The organism is Marinovum algicola (genome assembly GCF_900109145.1).
GTDB classification, from domain to species: Bacteria; Pseudomonadota; Alphaproteobacteria; order Rhodobacterales; family Rhodobacteraceae; genus Marinovum; species Marinovum algicola.
Map to the genome: position 1 here is coordinate 77,380 of NZ_FNYY01000008.1, position 15,040 is coordinate 92,419.

16 protein-coding genes are annotated in these 15,040 nt (G+C 67.1%); 7 read left to right on the plus strand and 9 right to left on the minus strand.

Going from position 1 to position 15,040, the window contains the following annotated elements:
• Positions 1–63: 63 nt before the first annotated feature.
• From BMW90_RS12535 to BMW90_RS12555, 5 genes are read left to right on the plus strand one after another with little or no spacing between them, the layout of a single operon-like run.
• Positions 64–828 (plus strand): ABC transporter ATP-binding protein, encoded by a 765-nt coding sequence (locus tag BMW90_RS12535; RefSeq protein ID WP_074836924.1) that lies wholly within the window; start codon positions 64–66, stop codon positions 826–828.
• Positions 821–1,546, plus strand: coding sequence for an ABC transporter ATP-binding protein (locus tag BMW90_RS12540; protein ID WP_074836926.1), 726 nt, complete (start codon positions 821–823; stop codon positions 1,544–1,546). Before BMW90_RS12535 ends, BMW90_RS12540 begins: the two co-directional genes overlap by 8 nt.
• A complete protein-coding gene (locus tag BMW90_RS12545) occupies positions 1,543–2,574 on the plus strand; it encodes a branched-chain amino acid ABC transporter permease (RefSeq protein ID WP_048529339.1) in 1,032 nt (343 codons plus the stop codon). Before BMW90_RS12540 ends, BMW90_RS12545 begins: the two co-directional genes overlap by 4 nt.
• Positions 2,574–3,626 carry a branched-chain amino acid ABC transporter permease gene (locus BMW90_RS12550; RefSeq protein ID WP_074836928.1) on the plus strand — a complete coding sequence of 351 codons (1,053 nt, stop codon included), beginning with the start codon at positions 2,574–2,576 and terminating at the stop codon, positions 3,624–3,626. Before BMW90_RS12545 ends, BMW90_RS12550 begins: the two co-directional genes overlap by 1 nt.
• The gene (locus BMW90_RS12555; protein ID WP_244526497.1) at positions 3,623–4,387 is read left to right on the plus strand and encodes an alpha/beta fold hydrolase; all 765 of its coding nucleotides are present in this window, start codon (positions 3,623–3,625) and stop codon (positions 4,385–4,387) included. The genes BMW90_RS12550 and BMW90_RS12555 overlap by 4 nt, the downstream gene beginning before the upstream one ends.
• On the opposite strand, the gene BMW90_RS12560 is transcribed toward BMW90_RS12555, so the two are convergent.
• Genes BMW90_RS12560 through BMW90_RS12575 form a run of 4 tightly spaced genes read right to left on the minus strand, consistent with a single transcriptional unit; the run spans position 4,365 to position 7,177 of the window.
• On the minus strand, positions 4,365–4,733 hold the full coding sequence (locus tag BMW90_RS12560; RefSeq protein ID WP_048529343.1) for a hotdog family protein: 369 nt from the start codon (positions 4,731–4,733) through the stop codon (positions 4,365–4,367). The genes BMW90_RS12555 and BMW90_RS12560 overlap by 23 nt on opposite strands.
• Positions 4,730–5,092: a MaoC/PaaZ C-terminal domain-containing protein gene (locus BMW90_RS12565; RefSeq protein ID WP_074836929.1), complete on the minus strand. Its 363-nt coding sequence runs from the start codon at positions 5,090–5,092 to the stop codon at positions 4,730–4,732. The genes BMW90_RS12560 and BMW90_RS12565 overlap by 4 nt, the downstream gene beginning before the upstream one ends.
• Positions 5,079–6,569: an AMP-binding protein gene (locus tag BMW90_RS12570; RefSeq protein WP_244526498.1), complete on the minus strand. Its 1,491-nt coding sequence runs from the start codon at positions 6,567–6,569 to the stop codon at positions 5,079–5,081. The genes BMW90_RS12565 and BMW90_RS12570 overlap by 14 nt, the downstream gene beginning before the upstream one ends.
• Positions 6,566–7,177: a TetR/AcrR family transcriptional regulator gene (locus BMW90_RS12575; protein WP_244526499.1), complete on the minus strand. Its 612-nt coding sequence runs from the start codon at positions 7,175–7,177 to the stop codon at positions 6,566–6,568. Before BMW90_RS12575 ends, BMW90_RS12570 begins: the two co-directional genes overlap by 4 nt.
• 88 nt (positions 7,178–7,265) lie before the next feature.
• On the opposite strand from BMW90_RS12575, the gene BMW90_RS12580 reads away from it, so the two are divergent.
• Positions 7,266–7,577: an ArsR/SmtB family transcription factor gene (locus BMW90_RS12580; protein WP_074836933.1), complete on the plus strand. Its 312-nt coding sequence runs from the start codon at positions 7,266–7,268 to the stop codon at positions 7,575–7,577.
• A complete protein-coding gene (locus BMW90_RS12585; protein WP_074837030.1) occupies positions 7,570–8,598 on the plus strand; it encodes a permease in 1,029 nt (342 codons plus the stop codon). The genes BMW90_RS12580 and BMW90_RS12585 overlap by 8 nt, the downstream gene beginning before the upstream one ends.
• A 26-nt stretch (positions 8,599–8,624) precedes the next feature.
• Here the strand turns inward: BMW90_RS12585 and BMW90_RS12590 are convergent, their stop codons facing one another.
• The 5 genes from BMW90_RS12590 to BMW90_RS12610 form a co-directional block, all read right to left on the minus strand.
• Positions 8,625–10,097: a phospholipase D-like domain-containing protein gene (locus BMW90_RS12590; RefSeq protein WP_074836935.1), complete on the minus strand. Its 1,473-nt coding sequence runs from the start codon at positions 10,095–10,097 to the stop codon at positions 8,625–8,627.
• A 2-nt stretch (positions 10,098–10,099) separates the two neighbouring features.
• A complete protein-coding gene (murJ, locus tag BMW90_RS12595; RefSeq protein WP_048529355.1) occupies positions 10,100–11,647 on the minus strand; it encodes a murein biosynthesis integral membrane protein MurJ in 1,548 nt (515 codons plus the stop codon).
• 216 nt (positions 11,648–11,863) lie between these two features.
• Positions 11,864–12,979, minus strand: a complete 1,116-nt coding sequence (locus BMW90_RS12600; protein ID WP_048529357.1) for a site-specific DNA-methyltransferase — start codon at positions 12,977–12,979, stop codon at positions 11,864–11,866.
• Positions 12,980–13,068: 89 nt separating this feature from the next.
• Positions 13,069–13,701, minus strand: a complete 633-nt coding sequence (locus BMW90_RS12605; RefSeq protein WP_074836937.1) for a ribonuclease HII — start codon at positions 13,699–13,701, stop codon at positions 13,069–13,071.
• A gap of 70 nt (positions 13,702–13,771) precedes the next feature.
• Complete coding sequence (locus BMW90_RS12610; RefSeq protein WP_074836939.1) at positions 13,772–14,911, minus strand: Hint domain-containing protein; 1,140 nt, start codon at positions 14,909–14,911, stop codon at positions 13,772–13,774.
• Positions 14,912–15,040: the final 129 nt, after the last annotated feature.

Here is a 15,040-nt window from a genome sequence, read left to right on the forward strand (position 1 = left end):
GGTGGGTCGCAAACCCACCCGCCGCCCTCCGATGCAGGGTGGGTTGCAATCCACCGTTCCGCCATGACCCAACCGCTTCTCGAATCCCGCGATCTCACCGTGCGCTTTGGCGGCCATGTTGCCGTTGACGCGGTAAGTTGCGCCTTCGCCGCCGGTGAGCTGACTGCCATCGTTGGGCCGAATGGCGCCGGCAAGACCACTTATTTCAACCTGATTTCCGGCCAGATCGCCGCCAGTGCCGGCCAGGTGCTGCTGCGGGGCGAGGACATCACCCGCCAGTCGGTCGCGCGGCGCTGTGCCGGGGGGCTGGGGCGGGCGTTTCAGCTCACCAACCTGTTTCCCGACCTGACCACGCTGGAAAACGTCCGGCTGGTGATCCAGGCGCGCCGCGCCAAGGGCTTCAACCTGCTGTCGATGGCTGCCTCCGATAACGACTTGCGCGACGCGGCGCTGGCGGTGCTCGAGCGGGTGCGCATGACCGCGCTGCGCGACACCAGGGTTTCGGAACTCAGCCACGGCAATCAGCGCAAGCTCGAGGTGGCGATGCTGATCGCGCTCGATCCGGCGGTCTACATGTTCGACGAACCCACCGCCGGGATGAGCGCCGACGAGGCGCCGGTGGTGCTTGATCTGATCGCCGGGCTCAAGGCCGAGCGCGACCGCACCATCCTGCTGGTCGAACACAAGATGGACGTCATCCGCACGCTGGCCGACCGTATCATCGTGCTGCACAACGGCGCCCTGGCCGCCGATGGGCCGCCGGGCGAGGTGATGGCGATGGAGGTGGTGCAGGAGGCCTATATGGGAAAGGATCTCGCCCTTGTCTGACCCCATCCTCTCGCTCTCGGGCGTCTGTACCGACATCGCCCAGTACCACATCCTGCAAGGCGTCGATCTCGAGGTCGGGCGCGGCGGCGTCACCATGCTTCTGGGCCGCAATGGCGTCGGCAAGACCACGACGCTGCGCACCGTCATCGGCCATTGGCAGGCCCGCGCCGGCAGCATCCGCTTTGACGGCCAGGAGATCACCCGCATGCCGACGCCGGACCGTGCCCGCGCCGGCATCGGTTTCGTGCCCGAGGACATGGGCATCTTTTCCGGCCTCACGGTCGAGGAGAACATGACCCTCGCCGCCGCCTCCGGGCCGCTGGATACGGCCCGGCGCGACTGGCTGTTCTCGGTCTTTCCGCCGCTCAGAACCTTCTGGCGCTCGGCCGCCGGCACGCTCTCGGGCGGGCAGAAACAGATGCTGTCGATTGCCCGCGCCATGGCCGAGGAGCGCCGGCTCTACCTGATCGACGAACCCACCAAGGGCCTCGCCCCGGCGATCATCTCGACCATGGTCGGCGCGCTGCGCGAGCTGAAATCTCAGGGCGCCTCGATCCTGATGGTCGAACAGAACTTTGCCGTCGCCAAGGCGCTGGGCGACCAGGTGGCGGTGATGGAAGACGGCTGTATCATCTGGACCGGCGCGATGGCCGACCTGGCCGCCGACGCCGCGTTGCAGGAGCGGCTGATGGGCCTGAGCATGGAGGTGGAGGCATGAGCGTCGCGCCCGATCACAGCCCGACCTTTGCCCGCACCTCGCTTGCCGAGCGGCTGAGCAGGGCGGCGCCCTATCTGTTGGTCCCCGTGCTTGTCGTGCTGGGCTTTCTTGCCATTGGCGCGCCGTCGTCCTGGCTGACGCTGACCGTCTCGGGCCTCGCCATGGGCATGATGATCTTTGTCATGGCCTCGGGGCTGACGCTGGTCTTTGGCCTGATGGACGTGATCAACTTCGGCCATGGCGCCTTTATCTCGGTGGGGGCCTTCGTCGGCATCTCGGTTCTGCTGGCCTTGGGCAGTTGGACCGGCGCGCCGTCGCTGGCGCTCAACGTCGCGGCGGTGATGCTGGCGGTGGTGGCGGCGATGATCGTCACCGGCGCGCTGGGCTGGGCCTTCGAGCGGGTCATCGTGCGCCCCGTCTATGGCGCGCATCTCAAGCAGATCCTCGTCACCGTCGGCGGGCTGATCGTGATCGAGCAGCTGATCCATGTGGTCTGGGGGCCGGACGAGATCTTTCTTACCCGCCCCGAGACGCTGAAAGGCGCCTTTACCTTCGCCGGGGCCGCGATCGAGAAATACCGCCTGCTGGCGGTTGTTGTCGGCCTCGTGCTCTTTGTCGCCATGCGGCTGGTCTTCACGCGCACCAAGATCGGGCTGATCGTCCGCGCCGGCGTGCAGAACGGCGAGATGGTCGAGGCGCTGGGCTACCGGTTGCGGCTGGTCTTCATCGGGGTCTTCATCGCCGGATCGGCGCTGGCCGGCCTCGGCGGCGTGATGTGGGGGCTCTATCAGGAGGTGATCACCGCCGGCATGGGCGAGGAGATGATGATCCTGGTCTTCATCGTGGTGATCATCGGCGGGCTGGGCTCGATCGAGGGCGCTTTCATCGGCGCGCTGCTGGTCGGGCTGTTGCAGAATTATATCGCCTTTCTCGAACCCAAGCTGGCGCTGATTTCCAACATCGGGCTGATGACGGCGATCCTGATGTGGCGGCCGCAGGGGATGATGCCGGTGGTGGAGGCCAAGTGATGCTGACCAGACTGCTCTCCGGCGACCGGCCCCGGTCGCTTGTCCTCACCGTGATCCTGCTGGCGATCCTCGGGGCGCTGGCCTTTGCGCCCTTCCTCTTTCCCGGCGTGCGCTCGCTGGAAACGGCGGCGCGGATCTGCATCTTTATCGTGCTGGTGGCCTCATATGACCTGCTCCTGGGCTACACCGGCATCGTCAGTTTTGCCCATACGATGTTCTTTGGTCTCGGGGCCTATGGCGTTGCGCTGGCTTCGGACGCGATGGGCCGGGGCTGGGGCGCCCTGGCGGTCGGCACGGTGGCCGGCGCGCTGGCGGCGGCTGTGCTGGCGGCGGTGATCGGCATGTTCTCGTTGCGGGTGCGGGCGATCTTCTTTGCCATGATCACCCTGGCTGTGGCCTCGGCGGTGGCGGTGCTGGTCAGCCAGCTCTCGGCGATCACCGGCGGCGAGGACGGGCTGAACTATTCCATCCCGCGCGAATTGACACCGGCCTTTCGGCTGGGCGAGGTCATGGGCGTCAGGATCAACGGCAAGCTGCTGAACTACTACCTGGTGTTCACCTGCTGCCTCGTGCTCTTTCTGGTTCTGCTGCGCGTGGTCAACTCTCCTTTCGGCCGGGTGTTGCAGGCGATTCGCGAGAACGAGTTCCGGGCCGAGGCGATCGGCTATCGTGTGGTCTACTACCGCATCATCGCCACCTGCCTGTCTGCTTCGGTGGCGGCGCTGGCGGGGAGCCTGTTTGCGATCTGGCTGCGCTATGTCGGGCCGGATACCACGCTGTCCTTCACCATCATGCTCGACATCCTGCTGATGGTGGTGATTGGCGGCATGGGCACGATCTATGGCGCGGTGATCGGGGCGGCGATCTTCGTGCTGGCGCAGAACTACCTGCAAACTCTGATGGGATCGGCCGCCGAGGCCACCGCCGGCCTGCCGCTGGTGCCCGACCTGCTCAACCCCGACCGCTGGCTGCTGTGGTTGGGCGTGCTGTTCATCCTCAGCGTCTATTTCTTTCCGACCGGCATTGTCGGCCGCCTGCGGACCGGCCGTTGAGCGGCAGACGTCCGCTGATCCTGCTGCATGGCTGGACCATGTGTGGCGCGATCTTCGACGATCTCGCCGCGCGGCTGGGCGATGTGGCGCAGTGCCATGCGCCCGACCTGCCCGGCCATGGCGCGGCGGCGGACCGCCCGGCGACGCTCGACGCCTGCGCCGCGCTGGTCGCCGAGCAGGTGGCCGCAGCCCGGGCTCCGCCGGTGCTCCTGGGCTGGTCGATGGGGGCGGCAGCAGCCTGGCGCTATATCGCGCGGGAGGGCTGTGGCGCGCTCGCCGGGCTGGTCACGGTGGACATGAGCCCGCGCCTGCGCCCGGCGGCGGATTGGTGCCACGGGCTAAAGCGGCAGAGCGCCGAGGACATTATGCGGGCGACCGCACGCATCCGGCAGGACTGGCCCGCCGCGACCGGCAGCATCGCCGCCAACATGTTCGCCACGCCGGCCGGTGCACCGGGGCTGGCGCCGCAGCAGGCGCGGCGGCTGATCCTGTCGCAGGACGCGGCGGCGATGCAGGCGCTCTGGGAAGATTTGCTGACGCTCGACGAACGCGCCACGATTGCCGGGATCGATCGGCCTTATCTGGTCTGTTCCGGGGCGCAAAGCCGGGTCTACCCGGCTTCGGCCGCCACCTGGCTGGCGCAGGCCGCGCCGCAGGCCCGGCACCAGGTCTTTGCCCGTTCCGGCCATTCGCCGCATCTGGAAGAACCGGCGGCGATGAGTGACGCCCTGTGCCGCTTTATCCGCGCGCTGCCGGCGTGACGTCCCGCGTCTTGACCAGCGCACGGCCTTCGCAGATCACCTGACCGCCGGCATCGGTGCAGCGCGCCCAGAGATCGACGAGGTGTTTCTCGGGCCGCAACCGGGTGATCTCGACCGTCGCCGTCAACTCGGTCTCCGGCGCGGCCCGGCCGGTAAAGTGCAGCTCCTGCTTGAGGTAATTCGTTCCCGCGCCCGGCAGGTCGACCCCGAGCAGATGGGAAAACAGCGCCGCGATCAGCGGTTCGGGCACATGGGCCGCAGGCGCGGCCCCGGCCAGCGCGGCAAAATCTGCCAGATCGGCGGCGGTATAGCTGCGCCTGAGCTCGGCCCTGTCCCCGACCTTCATGCCGCGATCTCCGTTTCGCCCAGAAGCACCTCGGCGCCGTCCTCGGCCCGCACCGCGCGCAGTTCGAGCCGCCCGGCCTGCGTTTCGCGTACCGTGAGATGCAGCCGCTCGCCGACAAAGGCCGGATTGGGAAACATCATCGTCTGGCGGAGCTGTCGCGCCTCGGGACGCGCCTGACGGATCAGACCCCAGAATCTGGCATAGATCAGCATGCCATGGCTCACCGTGCGGCCGAAGGAGGTGCGGGCGGAAAACGCCGGATCGACGTGGATCGGGTTGTCGTCGCCCGAGACCCGGGCGAAGGCGTCAAAGTCGGCCTGCGTCGGGCACCAGTCGGCGGAGAGATCAATCGGCGGCATCGCGTGCCCTCAGTTCGGATTTGCGCACCTTGCCGGCGGCGGTGCGGGGAAAGTCCTCGACCAGATGCAGCCGCGTCGGCACCTTGTAGCCGGCGAGTCGCGCGCGGCACCAGGGCCGCAGCGCCTGCGGATCGAGCCGCGTGCCCGGCCGGGCGATGACAAAGCCTTCGCCGACCTCGCCCCATTTTGCATCCGGCACGCCCACCACCGCAGCCTCGAGCACGTCCGGGTGGCTGTGCAGCACCCGCTCGACCTCGGCCGGATAGACGTTTTCGCCGCCCGAGACATACATGTCCTTGATCCGGTCGACGATGAAGTAATAGCCCTCGCCATCGCGCCGCCCGATGTCGCCCGAGCGCAGCCAGCCGTCCTCGGTAAAGGTCGCGCGGGTGGCCTCGGGGTTGTCGAAGTAACCGGGGGTGATGTTCGGCCCGCGCATCTCGATTTCGCCTTCGCCGGGCTGGCCATCGGGCACGCCTGCCAGCCGCACGTCGGTCAGCATCTGGGCATGGCCGACCGAGCCGATCTTGTCAGAGGCGCGGGCGGCGTCCATCAGAAAGACCGTGGGGCCGGTCTCGGTCATGCCGAAACCGTTGAGCACCTTGCAGCCGCGCGCGGCAAAGAAGCGGATCAGCGGCTCGCCCAGCGGCGCGCCGCCGCAGCCGCAGCGCAGGGTTGTCCAGTCGATCCGCTCGACGTCCGGCAAGAGCGAAAAGGCCTGAAAGATCGCCGGCACTCCAAAGAACTGCGTCACCTGGCCGGCGCGGATCAGGGCCAGGATCGTCTCGGGTTCGAACCGGGGCAGCACGGTGGAATGACCGCCGTTGAGAAACAGCGGCAGGGTGTAGAGATTGATCCCGGCGGTATGAAACAGCGGCAGGAAGTTGACCGAGGTGTCGGCGCCGGTCAGTGCCACCGCCTGACCGATGTTGACCGCATTGGCCCAGGCCATGCGCGGCGTCTGGATCACCGCCTTGGGCCGGCCGGTGGTGCCGGAGGTGAATAGCAGATACCAGGGCCGCTCGGCCGGGATCGGCGCGTTGCGGGGCGGGGCCGGGCTGGCCATCCAATCCGCCAGATCGTCGAAGGAAAAGACCGCAAGGCCGGTGTCTCTGGCGAGATCGGCCGCCAGACCGGCATGCGGCGCGTCGTGGATCAGGGCGCGCGGGCGCACCGGCGCCAGGGTTTCGAGCAGTTCCGGCACCGGCTGGCGCCAGTTCAGCGGGCAGAGAATGATGCCGGTTTTCTGACAGGCAAAGAGCAGCACAAAGAACTCGACCCGGTTGAGGCAGAGCAGCGCCAGCCGGTCGCCTTCGTTCATTCCATGGTGCAGAAGCGCGGCGGCGACCGCGTCGGCGGCGCGGTTGATGTCGGCAAAGCCCCAGACCCGGCCGCTGGCGGCATCGGTGAACCCCGGCGCCTCGGGCGTGATCTCGGCCCGCTTGTGCGCCATGTCGGGCAGGGCGTCCGGGCTCACGGCACCAGCCCCTCGCTGATCATCCGGAAGGTTTCCTCGACCACCCGGTCGATGTCGGGCTTGTCCTCCCAGAGCACGAAACGTTCGCCCAGCGTCTTGGAAATGCCCATCAGGGCCCAGGCGCGGATCTCGGCGTCGCCTTCGGTGATCTCGCCTGCCGCCTGCGCCCGCCGCAGCTGCGCGGCATAGGCCCTCGCGAAGCTGGTGAAGTAATTGCGATAGGCCTCGGGGTCGACAAACCGCGCCTCTTCGACAATGCGGTAGAGCGCCGGGCGGTCGGCCACGAAGCTGAGAAAGGCGTGCAGGCCAGCGCGTTCCGCAGCAAGCCGGTCGGGCGCCTCGGTGACCGCCTCGGCCACCATGGCGCGGGTCAGCCGGCCCATTTCCAGCACCAGCTCGCGGAAGATCTCTTCCTTGCTCCTGAAGTAGATGTAGAACGTGCCAAGCGCGGTTTCGGCCTCGCGCGTGATGTCGGCGATCGAGGCCATGGAAAAGCCCTTGTCACCGATCACCACCTCGGCGGCATGCAAGAGCTGGGCCCGGCGTTCAAGCCCGCGTTTGGTTTTTGGCAATCCCTGCGTCATGACGCAATATGAATACTGATTCATGTTTCAAATTCAAGAAAATTCGCGGCTTGGCTTGACCTTCGCCAAAATACCCACAAAACTAGTTATATCGAATCGAAGGGAGTGCAACATGGAGTGGCACGACGCCGCGGCAGGCTTTGCCGCAATGGGATCGGAGGCGCGTTTGCAGGTTCTGCGGGTGCTGATCCGCGCGGGCCAGGCGGGGCTGACGGTGGGCGCGCTTCAGGACCGCACCGGCATGGCACCGTCGACGCTGGCGCATCACCTGAAATTTCTGGCCGGGGCCGGGTTGATCGGGCAGGCGCGCGACGGGCGGACGGTGCTCAACCACGCCGATTTCGATCGGCTGCGCGATCTGGCGGATTTCATCCTCAAGGAATGCTGTGCCGATGTGGCGGGCGCGGCGGCCAACGATGGTTGAGCTGACCCAGAGCCCGCGGCGCGATGCCTGGCGCCATCTGAGGACGCCCTGGACGCTGGTGGCGGTGATCCCGCTGATCGTGGCGCTGCTTGATCCCGGGCAGGCGCTGCCTGTGGTGCGCTTTGCCCTGGCGGCCTTGGCCGGCACGTTGCCCTTCATCCTCGTTGCGGTGCTGATGATCGCCTGTCTGAAAGCCTCGGGCGCCGAAGCGCTGATTGCCCGCGCCTTCGACGGCCGCGAGGGGCGGGCCATCGTCATGGCCGCGCTTTTCGGCGGGCTGGCGCCCTTCTGCTCGTGCGAGGTGATCCCCTTCATCGCCGGGTTGCTGGCGCTCGGCGCGCCACTGGCGGCGGTCATGGCCTTCTGGCTGTCCTCGCCGCTGATCGATCCGCCGACGCTGCTGATCACAGCCGCGGCGCTGGGCTGGCCCTTTGCCATCGGCAAGGCGGTGGCGGCGGTGGCGCTGGGCCTCGCCGGCGGCTTCGCGGTGCGAGCGTTGACCGGGGCGGGGGTCTTTTCCGACGTTCTGCGGCGGCGCCGCACATCGGGTGGTTGCGGTTGCGGGCCCGATCCGCTGGCCGGCCGTCCGGTCTGGCGCTTCTGGACCGAGCGGCCCCGGCGCCGGGTGTTTCGCGACCAGGCGGCCGAGAACCTTATGTTCCTGCTCAAATGGCTGGCGTTTGCCTATATGCTCGAGGCGCTGCTGGTGACCTATGTGCCGGCCGAGGTGATTGGCGGGATCGTCGGCGGCGAAGGGGCGGGGCCGGTGGTGATCGCGGCGCTGGTGGGCATGCCGGCCTATCTCAACGCCTATGTCGCGCCGCCGCTGCTGGCGGGGCTGACCGATCAGGGGATGACCGCAGGCGCGGCGATGGCCTTCATGATCGCCGGTTCGGTCAGTTCGATCCCGGCGATGACGGCGGTCTGGTCGCTGGTGCGCCCGCGGGTGTTTTTCACCTATCTCGGGCTCGGGGTCGCCGGGGCGATCCTGTCGGGGCTGGCCTTCGGCGCCTTGATCTGACAGCGGCCCGGTTGCGCGGCCGCGCCTCAGAACATGTCGTCGGGCAGGATCGGCAGCAGACGCGAAAAGCGGCGAACCTTTTCCAGCGGATAGGGCAGCGCGAAGCCCTGGCGCCGCTCGGGCGGCAAGGCGGCGTTGCGCTCGGCCAGCTTGCGCCAGGTGGCGGCGCGGGTGATGTCGGCCTCGGTTTCGCCCAGCCAGATCCGGGCGAGCGACCGGCGCAGCTCCGTGATGATGCTTTCGGTATCGAAGCGGATCGAGGCCTCGGTGTCCCAACGCAGCGAGCGGCCATTGAGATTGGCGGAGCCGACGATGCCGGTGTGATCGTCGGCCAGCATGACCTTGGAATGCACATAGACCGGCCCGGCGCCGTGAATGGCCGGGCTGTCCTTGGGCGCCGGTCGGGGCTGTGCCGGGGCGATCACGGCGCAGCGCGTGCCATAGGCGCCCTGGAGTTGCTGAAGCGCGCGGGTCTGAAGTGCGTGGGCATGGCGGGCATCCCAGCCGGAATCGCCGTCAAAGAGCACACGTTCCGCAAAGGGCGGAAGGATCATGATCAGGTCGAGCTCCGGTCTTTCGCCGGCATCGATGAGCGCCTTGATCACCGGGCGGTGGCGCAGGAACTGGGTCTCGATGTAAAGACTGTCGCGGGCCGTATCGATCGCGCGCAGCACCGCCTCTTCGGTCTCGCGCACATCGGGGCGGGGGCCAAGCCGGCCGATGCCGGGGCAGGGCGTCGAAAGCGTGCGCAGCAGGTCGAGCCGGCCGTCGTTCTTGCGCGCGGGCACGGCGGGCAGTTTGGTGGCCTTGCGGCCGTCCGGGCTCTTGCCGCAGATCAGCGAACGGTTCCAGCAGTCAGTGAAATGCCGGTGCAGGCTGGTGCAGAAATCGCCCTCGACCTGCATCGAAACGTCATGCCAGGTCTCTTCCGGCGGGCGGTCATGGCCGGGCGTGTCGAACCGGCGTTCGTTGATGTCGAGCCCGCCGACGACCGCCTTGTTGCCGTCGGCGACGATGAATTTCTGGTGGATGGTCACAGGACGCAATTGGGCCAGCCCCTGAAGCGCCGCGCGTTCCACCGGTGTCAGGCTCGCCTTGTCCTCTTCGCGCAGCTCGGCCACCCGCTGGTGCAATGTGCTGCGCATGATCATGCGCCAGAGCCAACCGGCCGCCTGGCCATGCGGCGCACAGAGCACCTGGACGTCGCCGTCGACGGCGGCGTGAATGCGGTTGGCCGAGGCCCAGGCGAGGCGGTGCAGATCCGGGGTGAAGAACGGATCGAAATCGGCCAGCAGCACCCGCAGCCTGACGCCGCGCGCCGCCGTCTCGGCCAGCAGATCGGCCCAGGTCTCGAGCCCGCGGGCGCGGGCACCCTCGCCCCGAAGCCGCGTCTCCGGATCAAAGATCCGAAACGACATGCAGAGCGTCTCCTGCGCCTCTTCCGCCAGCTGTTCCATCGCCGGAAACCCTTGGGAGGCGGTGATCAGCGGGCGTAACATGGTCAGGCTCTCCTGCGGCGCAAGGCGCCGGTGACGTCTCGGTAGGTGAAGGCGCCCAAGAGCTGTCCGAAGGCGAAGTAGCTCAGGCTGCCCAGCATGATGAGTGCCGCAAGGGCGGGGTAGCGGATGTAGTCCATCGTCAGGTAGCGCCCCAGTGCCGCATTCAAGCCCCAGAGCACCAGCCCCATGGCAAGTGACGCGAGGACAATGCGCCAGATGCGGCGGCGGAAGCGGGCATCAAAGCGCACCGTTTCGCCGAACCTGCGGCTGCCCAGCGCCAGCATCGCCACCATCGCCCAGCCGGCGACCGATGTTGCCACCGCCGGCGCGAGCCAGCCGATCACGAAGGACAGCCCGATCGCCACCACGGCGTTGATCACCATCGACCAGACGGCATAGCGGAACGGGCTCCTGGTGTCCTCGCGGGCGAAAAAGATCGGTTGCAGCAGCTTTTGCAGGATAAAGGCCGGCAGCCCCAACGCATAGATCGCCACCGCCACGGCAATCGCCGCGCTGTCGTCCGGGCCGGTGGCGCCGCGTTCGAACAGCACCGAGACCAGCGGCAGCGGAATCACCACCAGCGCCACGGCGCAGGGCAGCGAGATGATGAAGGCAAATTCGCTGGCCCGTGACAGCGCATCGCGGGCACCGGCGCCATCGCCGGATTTCAGCCGCCGGGACAGGTCGGGCAGGAGGACGATGCCGGCGGCGATGCCGACCACGCCGAGCGGAAGCTGATAGAGCCGGTCGGCGGCGTAAAGCCAGCCCACCGCATTCTCGAAGTTCGAGGCAACCTGCTGGCCGACCAGCAGGTTGACCTGCATCACCCCGCCCGCCAGCGCCGCCGGAAGCGCCACCACGGCAAGGTGTTTCATGTCGGGGGTGAGGCGCGGCCAGCGCCAGTCGAGCCGATAGCCGGCCTGACGCACCGCCCACCAGACCAGCGCCAACTGGGCAATGCCGGAAAACGGGATCGTCCAGATCAGCACCTCGGCGACCGGCCCGCCCAGCAAAGCCGCGAGGCCCATGGCCAGGATCACGAAGAGATTGAGCAAAGAGGGCGCGGCGGCGGCGGCGGCGAAATGGCCCGCGGCATTGAGCATGCCGGAAAACAGCGCCGCCAGCGAGATGAAGAGCACATAGGGAAAGACCACCCGGCCAAAGCTTACCGTGAGGTCGAAGCGCTCGGTGCCGGCAAAGCCCTCGGCGGTGGCCCAGACCAGCGCCGGCATGAAGACCAGCGACAGGCCGGTCAGGCAGAGCAGAACGAAGGCCAGCCCCGAAGCCGCCTCGGAGGCGAACCCTTCGGGGTCTTCCGCCGCCTCGACCCGCTTGGAAAACATCGGCACGAAGGCAGCGTTGAAGGCGCCCTCGGCAAAGAACCGGCGGAACATGTTGGGCAGCCGGAAGGCGGCGACAAAGGCGTCCATGACCGGGCCGGGACCGATCAGCCCGAGAATCATCACCTCGCGGATGACCCCCAGAACGCGGCTCAGCAAGGTCCATATCCCGACGGTGAAGATGCCGGAGATCAGGCGGATCGGTTTCATGATGGGCTCGGGCCTCGTGGCTGGGCTGACGGGACAGGGCGGAAAGGGGCTGGCTCCGGCTTATCCGATTGGCCAACGCGGCGGAAGGGGGCGGGTTCCTGTGGCAATGAGCGCCGGTCGGCAAGCACGAAAAAACCCCGCCGGTGACGGCGGGGCCAGGTGGATGCCGTCACGAGGACAGGCACCGGCGGTATCTTGGTCTTCTGGAGGGAAACCTCAGTTCGGGCGGTGGCCCATTTCGGCGCGAATCTGCTGCCGGAACACGTCGATCGGCACCGATTTGCCATCGCGCTTGATGTGCCAGTAGGTCCAGCCATTGCACGAGGGCGCGCCTTCCAGCGCCGCGCCGACCTGGTGGATCGAGCCACGGACATCGCCGCCCACCAGCGTGCCATCGGCACGCACCTTGGCCTTGTGACGCTTGTTCATCGAATAGAGCTCTTCGCCCGGGCGCAGCATGCCGCGCTCGACCAGCTGGCCGAAAGGCACACGCGGCGCGGCGCGTTTCGAGGCGGTGACCTCCAGCGCCTCGCGTTCGAACCGGCGGACCTTGGCCAACCGGGCCTCGGCAACCTTGCGATAGGCCTCCTCGCGCTCGATGCCGATGAAGTCGCGGCCCAGCATCTTGGCCACCGCGCCGGTGGTGCCGGTGCCAAAGAACGGGTCGAGCACCACGTCGCCCGGGTTGGTCGAGCCGACCAGAACCCGGTGCAGCAGCGACTGCGGCTTCTGCGTCGGATGGGCCTTTTCGCCGCTTTCGTCCTTGAGCCGCTCACCGCCATTGCAGATCGGCAGCACCCAGTCCGAACGCATCTGGATGCCTTCGTTCAACGATTTCAGCGCCTCATAGTTGAAGGTGTACTTTGCGCCCTCTTCCTTGGACGCCCAGATCATCGTCTCATGGGCGTTGGTGAAGCGCTTGCCGCGGAAATTCGGCATCGGGTTGGATTTGCGCCAGACCACGTCGTTGAGAATCCAGAAACCCGCGTTCTGCATCGCCGCGCCGACGCGGAAGATGTTGTGATAGGAGCCGATCACCCAGATCGCCCCGTTGGGTTTGAGCAGGCGCCGCGCGGCGGAAAGCCATTCCTGGGTGAACCGATCATAGGCGGCGAAGGACGCGAACTGATCCCAGTGGTCGTCGACGGCGTCGACACGGGAATTGTCGGGCCGGTGCAGCTCGCCCTTGAGTTGCAGATTGTAGGGGGGATCCGCAAAGATCAGATCGACAGAATTCTCGGGCAGGCTCCGCATCACCTCGATGCAGTCGCCAGCAAGAATCGTGTTGAGTGGGAGCGTAACCGCCCCCTTTGCCTTGGTTTTTGTCTTCATTTTCTGCCTCTGTCCCCGGTGCGTTATCGCACTCGTTGGTTGCCGACAGGATGAGTCAAAGCTGATTCGCGGTCAATTTCTTTTTTGAATCAAGGGGTTGGGTTTTTCGCTTGATACAAGATATTGTGGACCGGTTTGAAGGAACGTCTATGGTGTGGGGTCACACCAAGGCTTGTCAGAGCGGCCTTGTGCGATTTCGTCGGATAACCCGCATTGGTTTCCCAACCGTATCCCGGAAAGTGTTGCGCCAAATCCCGCATGATATAATCCCGCCTGATTTTCGCCACAATTGAGGCCGCCGCGATCGACACCGAACGGCTGTCGCCCTTGACCACCGCGCGCGCCGGGAGCGTCAGCCCGCGGGGCAGGAGATTGCCGTCGATCAGCAGGAAATCCGGCGGCTCCGGCAGCGCCGCCACGGCGCGCAGCATGGCGATGTGACTGGCGCGCAAGATGTTGTGGCTGTCGATCTCGGCGACGCTGGCGGTGCCCAGTCCGATCTGCGCGCAGCCTTCCAGCTCGGTCACCAGCGCGCTGCGCCTTGTTTCGCACAACACCTTGGAATCATTGAGACCCAGCGGCACACGCACCGGATCGAGCATGACCGCTGCGGCCATCACCGGCCCGGCCAGAGGCCCGCGGCCGACCTCGTCCACCCCGGCGATTCGCAGGAAGCCCTCGGCGCGGGCGGCGTTTTCGAAACTCATGTCAGGCTGTGTCATGGTCTTCCACTGGCGCGGAATCCGTCGGGGCGCAAGTGCCAGAAGGGCCGCGGCCCGATTCTGGCCGAACTCAGCCGCGCCGGCGGGTGGTTTCGGCCACCCGCGGCTCGCGCAGAAGGTCGCGATCCCAGTCGGCCAGGGTGGCGCCGCGGGCCTTGCGCCCCGCTGTCCACTCCGAAACAAGGCAACGCGTGCGCCGGACCGTCAGGCAGTCGCGCGCTGGCGGGCCGTTCAGCACCGGGCCGACTGCGCCGGCAAAGGCCTGGGCGACCGCCCGCCGCTCCTGCGGGGCGAGCGTGGCCAGCACCATCGGCCCGAGCAGTACCGATTCGGAGAGGCAGCCATTGGCAGTGACGATGCCGTGCCGGGCGCAGGCGAAATGATGCCAGCGGATTCGGCGTTTGCCTCGCATCAGGCGGATGCCGGGCAGCCCGGTGAGCGCCTTGGCCGGGGCCAGCGCCTCGCGGATCGGCAGGCCGGCCAGTTGCCCGCGCCCGCCGACCAGCAGGCGGTGCTGCGGCGATACGATGAGATCCTGCGCCGGCCGGTCGGGACCAAGCGCGCCGGCGGAGATCAGCACCGGTGTGGAATCCTCTGCCGGGCGCGTCAGCGCCCGATCCTCGCTATGGCACCAGAGGATACGCGCCGGCCCGTGATCCAGCGTGCTGACCAGGTCGCCCACTGCAAGCTCTTCGATGCGGCGGCGGCCCCGGGGCGTGTCGATCCGCGTACCTTCGGCATAACAGACGGTCTGCGCATAGGTGGCGCTGCCGATGAGGTTGCCGCCGGTCGGGCGATAATATCCGCCGGGCTCCAGCGGCACGTCGGACTGGAATGCCCAGACGTCCTGATCGATCCCGTTCTGCGAAAACACGGTGAGCGTGAAGGGATCGCCGATCGGGGTGCCGCTGGCGTCATATTGCTGCATGGTGATCAGCGATTCCGCCGCGACACCGGTGCCGCTGGCGATCAGGGTACCACCATCGATGATCGTGTGTTTTGAGGTCTGGTCATCCTCGAGCACGGTGGTATCGCGGCTGACATCTTCGAGCGTCACGGTCTCGGGCGTGCCGCCGGCAAAGACAAAAACCGTTCCGCGAGGGATATCCGAGAGGTTGAGGATTGCACTGCCGACCGGCAGCGAGGTGCCCGCACTGGTGACGACGGTCATCAGATTGGCGTCATAGACCTCGAGTGCCTGTGTGACCATCGGTTCGCCCTGTGTCCTACCGTCCTTGCAGGTGCAGGCATGACAGGAATTGGTTGCGGAAAGGTTGCCGCCGGCGCAGCCGGTGCCGGAAACGGACCGGGGCGCCCCCTAAGGAGCGCCCCGGCGCGG

Excerpts from the sequence above, each read along its gene's own strand:
- BMW90_RS12590 (WP_074836935.1), bottom strand. The coding sequence starts at position 10,097 with ATGTTACGCCCGCTGATCACCGCCTCCCAAGGGTTTCCGGCGATGGAA.
- BMW90_RS12535 (WP_074836924.1), top strand. The coding sequence starts at position 64 with ATGACCCAACCGCTTCTCGAATCCCGCGATCTCACCGTGCGCTTTGGC.
- murJ (WP_048529355.1), bottom strand. The coding sequence starts at position 11,647 with ATGAAACCGATCCGCCTGATCTCCGGCATCTTCACCGTCGGGATATGG.
- BMW90_RS12600 (WP_048529357.1), bottom strand. The coding sequence starts at position 12,979 with ATGAAGACAAAAACCAAGGCAAAGGGGGCGGTTACGCTCCCACTCAAC.
- BMW90_RS12580 (WP_074836933.1), top strand. The coding sequence starts at position 7,266 with ATGGAGTGGCACGACGCCGCGGCAGGCTTTGCCGCAATGGGATCGGAG.
- BMW90_RS12585 (WP_074837030.1), top strand. The coding sequence starts at position 7,570 with ATGGTTGAGCTGACCCAGAGCCCGCGGCGCGATGCCTGGCGCCATCTG.
- BMW90_RS12605 (WP_074836937.1), bottom strand. The coding sequence starts at position 13,701 with ATGACACAGCCTGACATGAGTTTCGAAAACGCCGCCCGCGCCGAGGGC.
- BMW90_RS12560 (WP_048529343.1), bottom strand. The coding sequence starts at position 4,733 with ATGAAGGTCGGGGACAGGGCCGAGCTCAGGCGCAGCTATACCGCCGCC.
- BMW90_RS12565 (WP_074836929.1), bottom strand. The coding sequence starts at position 5,092 with ATGCCGCCGATTGATCTCTCCGCCGACTGGTGCCCGACGCAGGCCGAC.
- BMW90_RS12545 (WP_048529339.1), top strand. The coding sequence starts at position 1,543 with ATGAGCGTCGCGCCCGATCACAGCCCGACCTTTGCCCGCACCTCGCTT.
- BMW90_RS12575 (WP_244526499.1), bottom strand. The coding sequence starts at position 7,177 with ATGAATCAGTATTCATATTGCGTCATGACGCAGGGATTGCCAAAAACC.
- BMW90_RS12550 (WP_074836928.1), top strand. The coding sequence starts at position 2,574 with ATGCTGACCAGACTGCTCTCCGGCGACCGGCCCCGGTCGCTTGTCCTC.
- BMW90_RS12610 (WP_074836939.1), bottom strand. The coding sequence starts at position 14,911 with ATGGTCACACAGGCACTCGAGGTCTATGACGCCAATCTGATGACCGTC.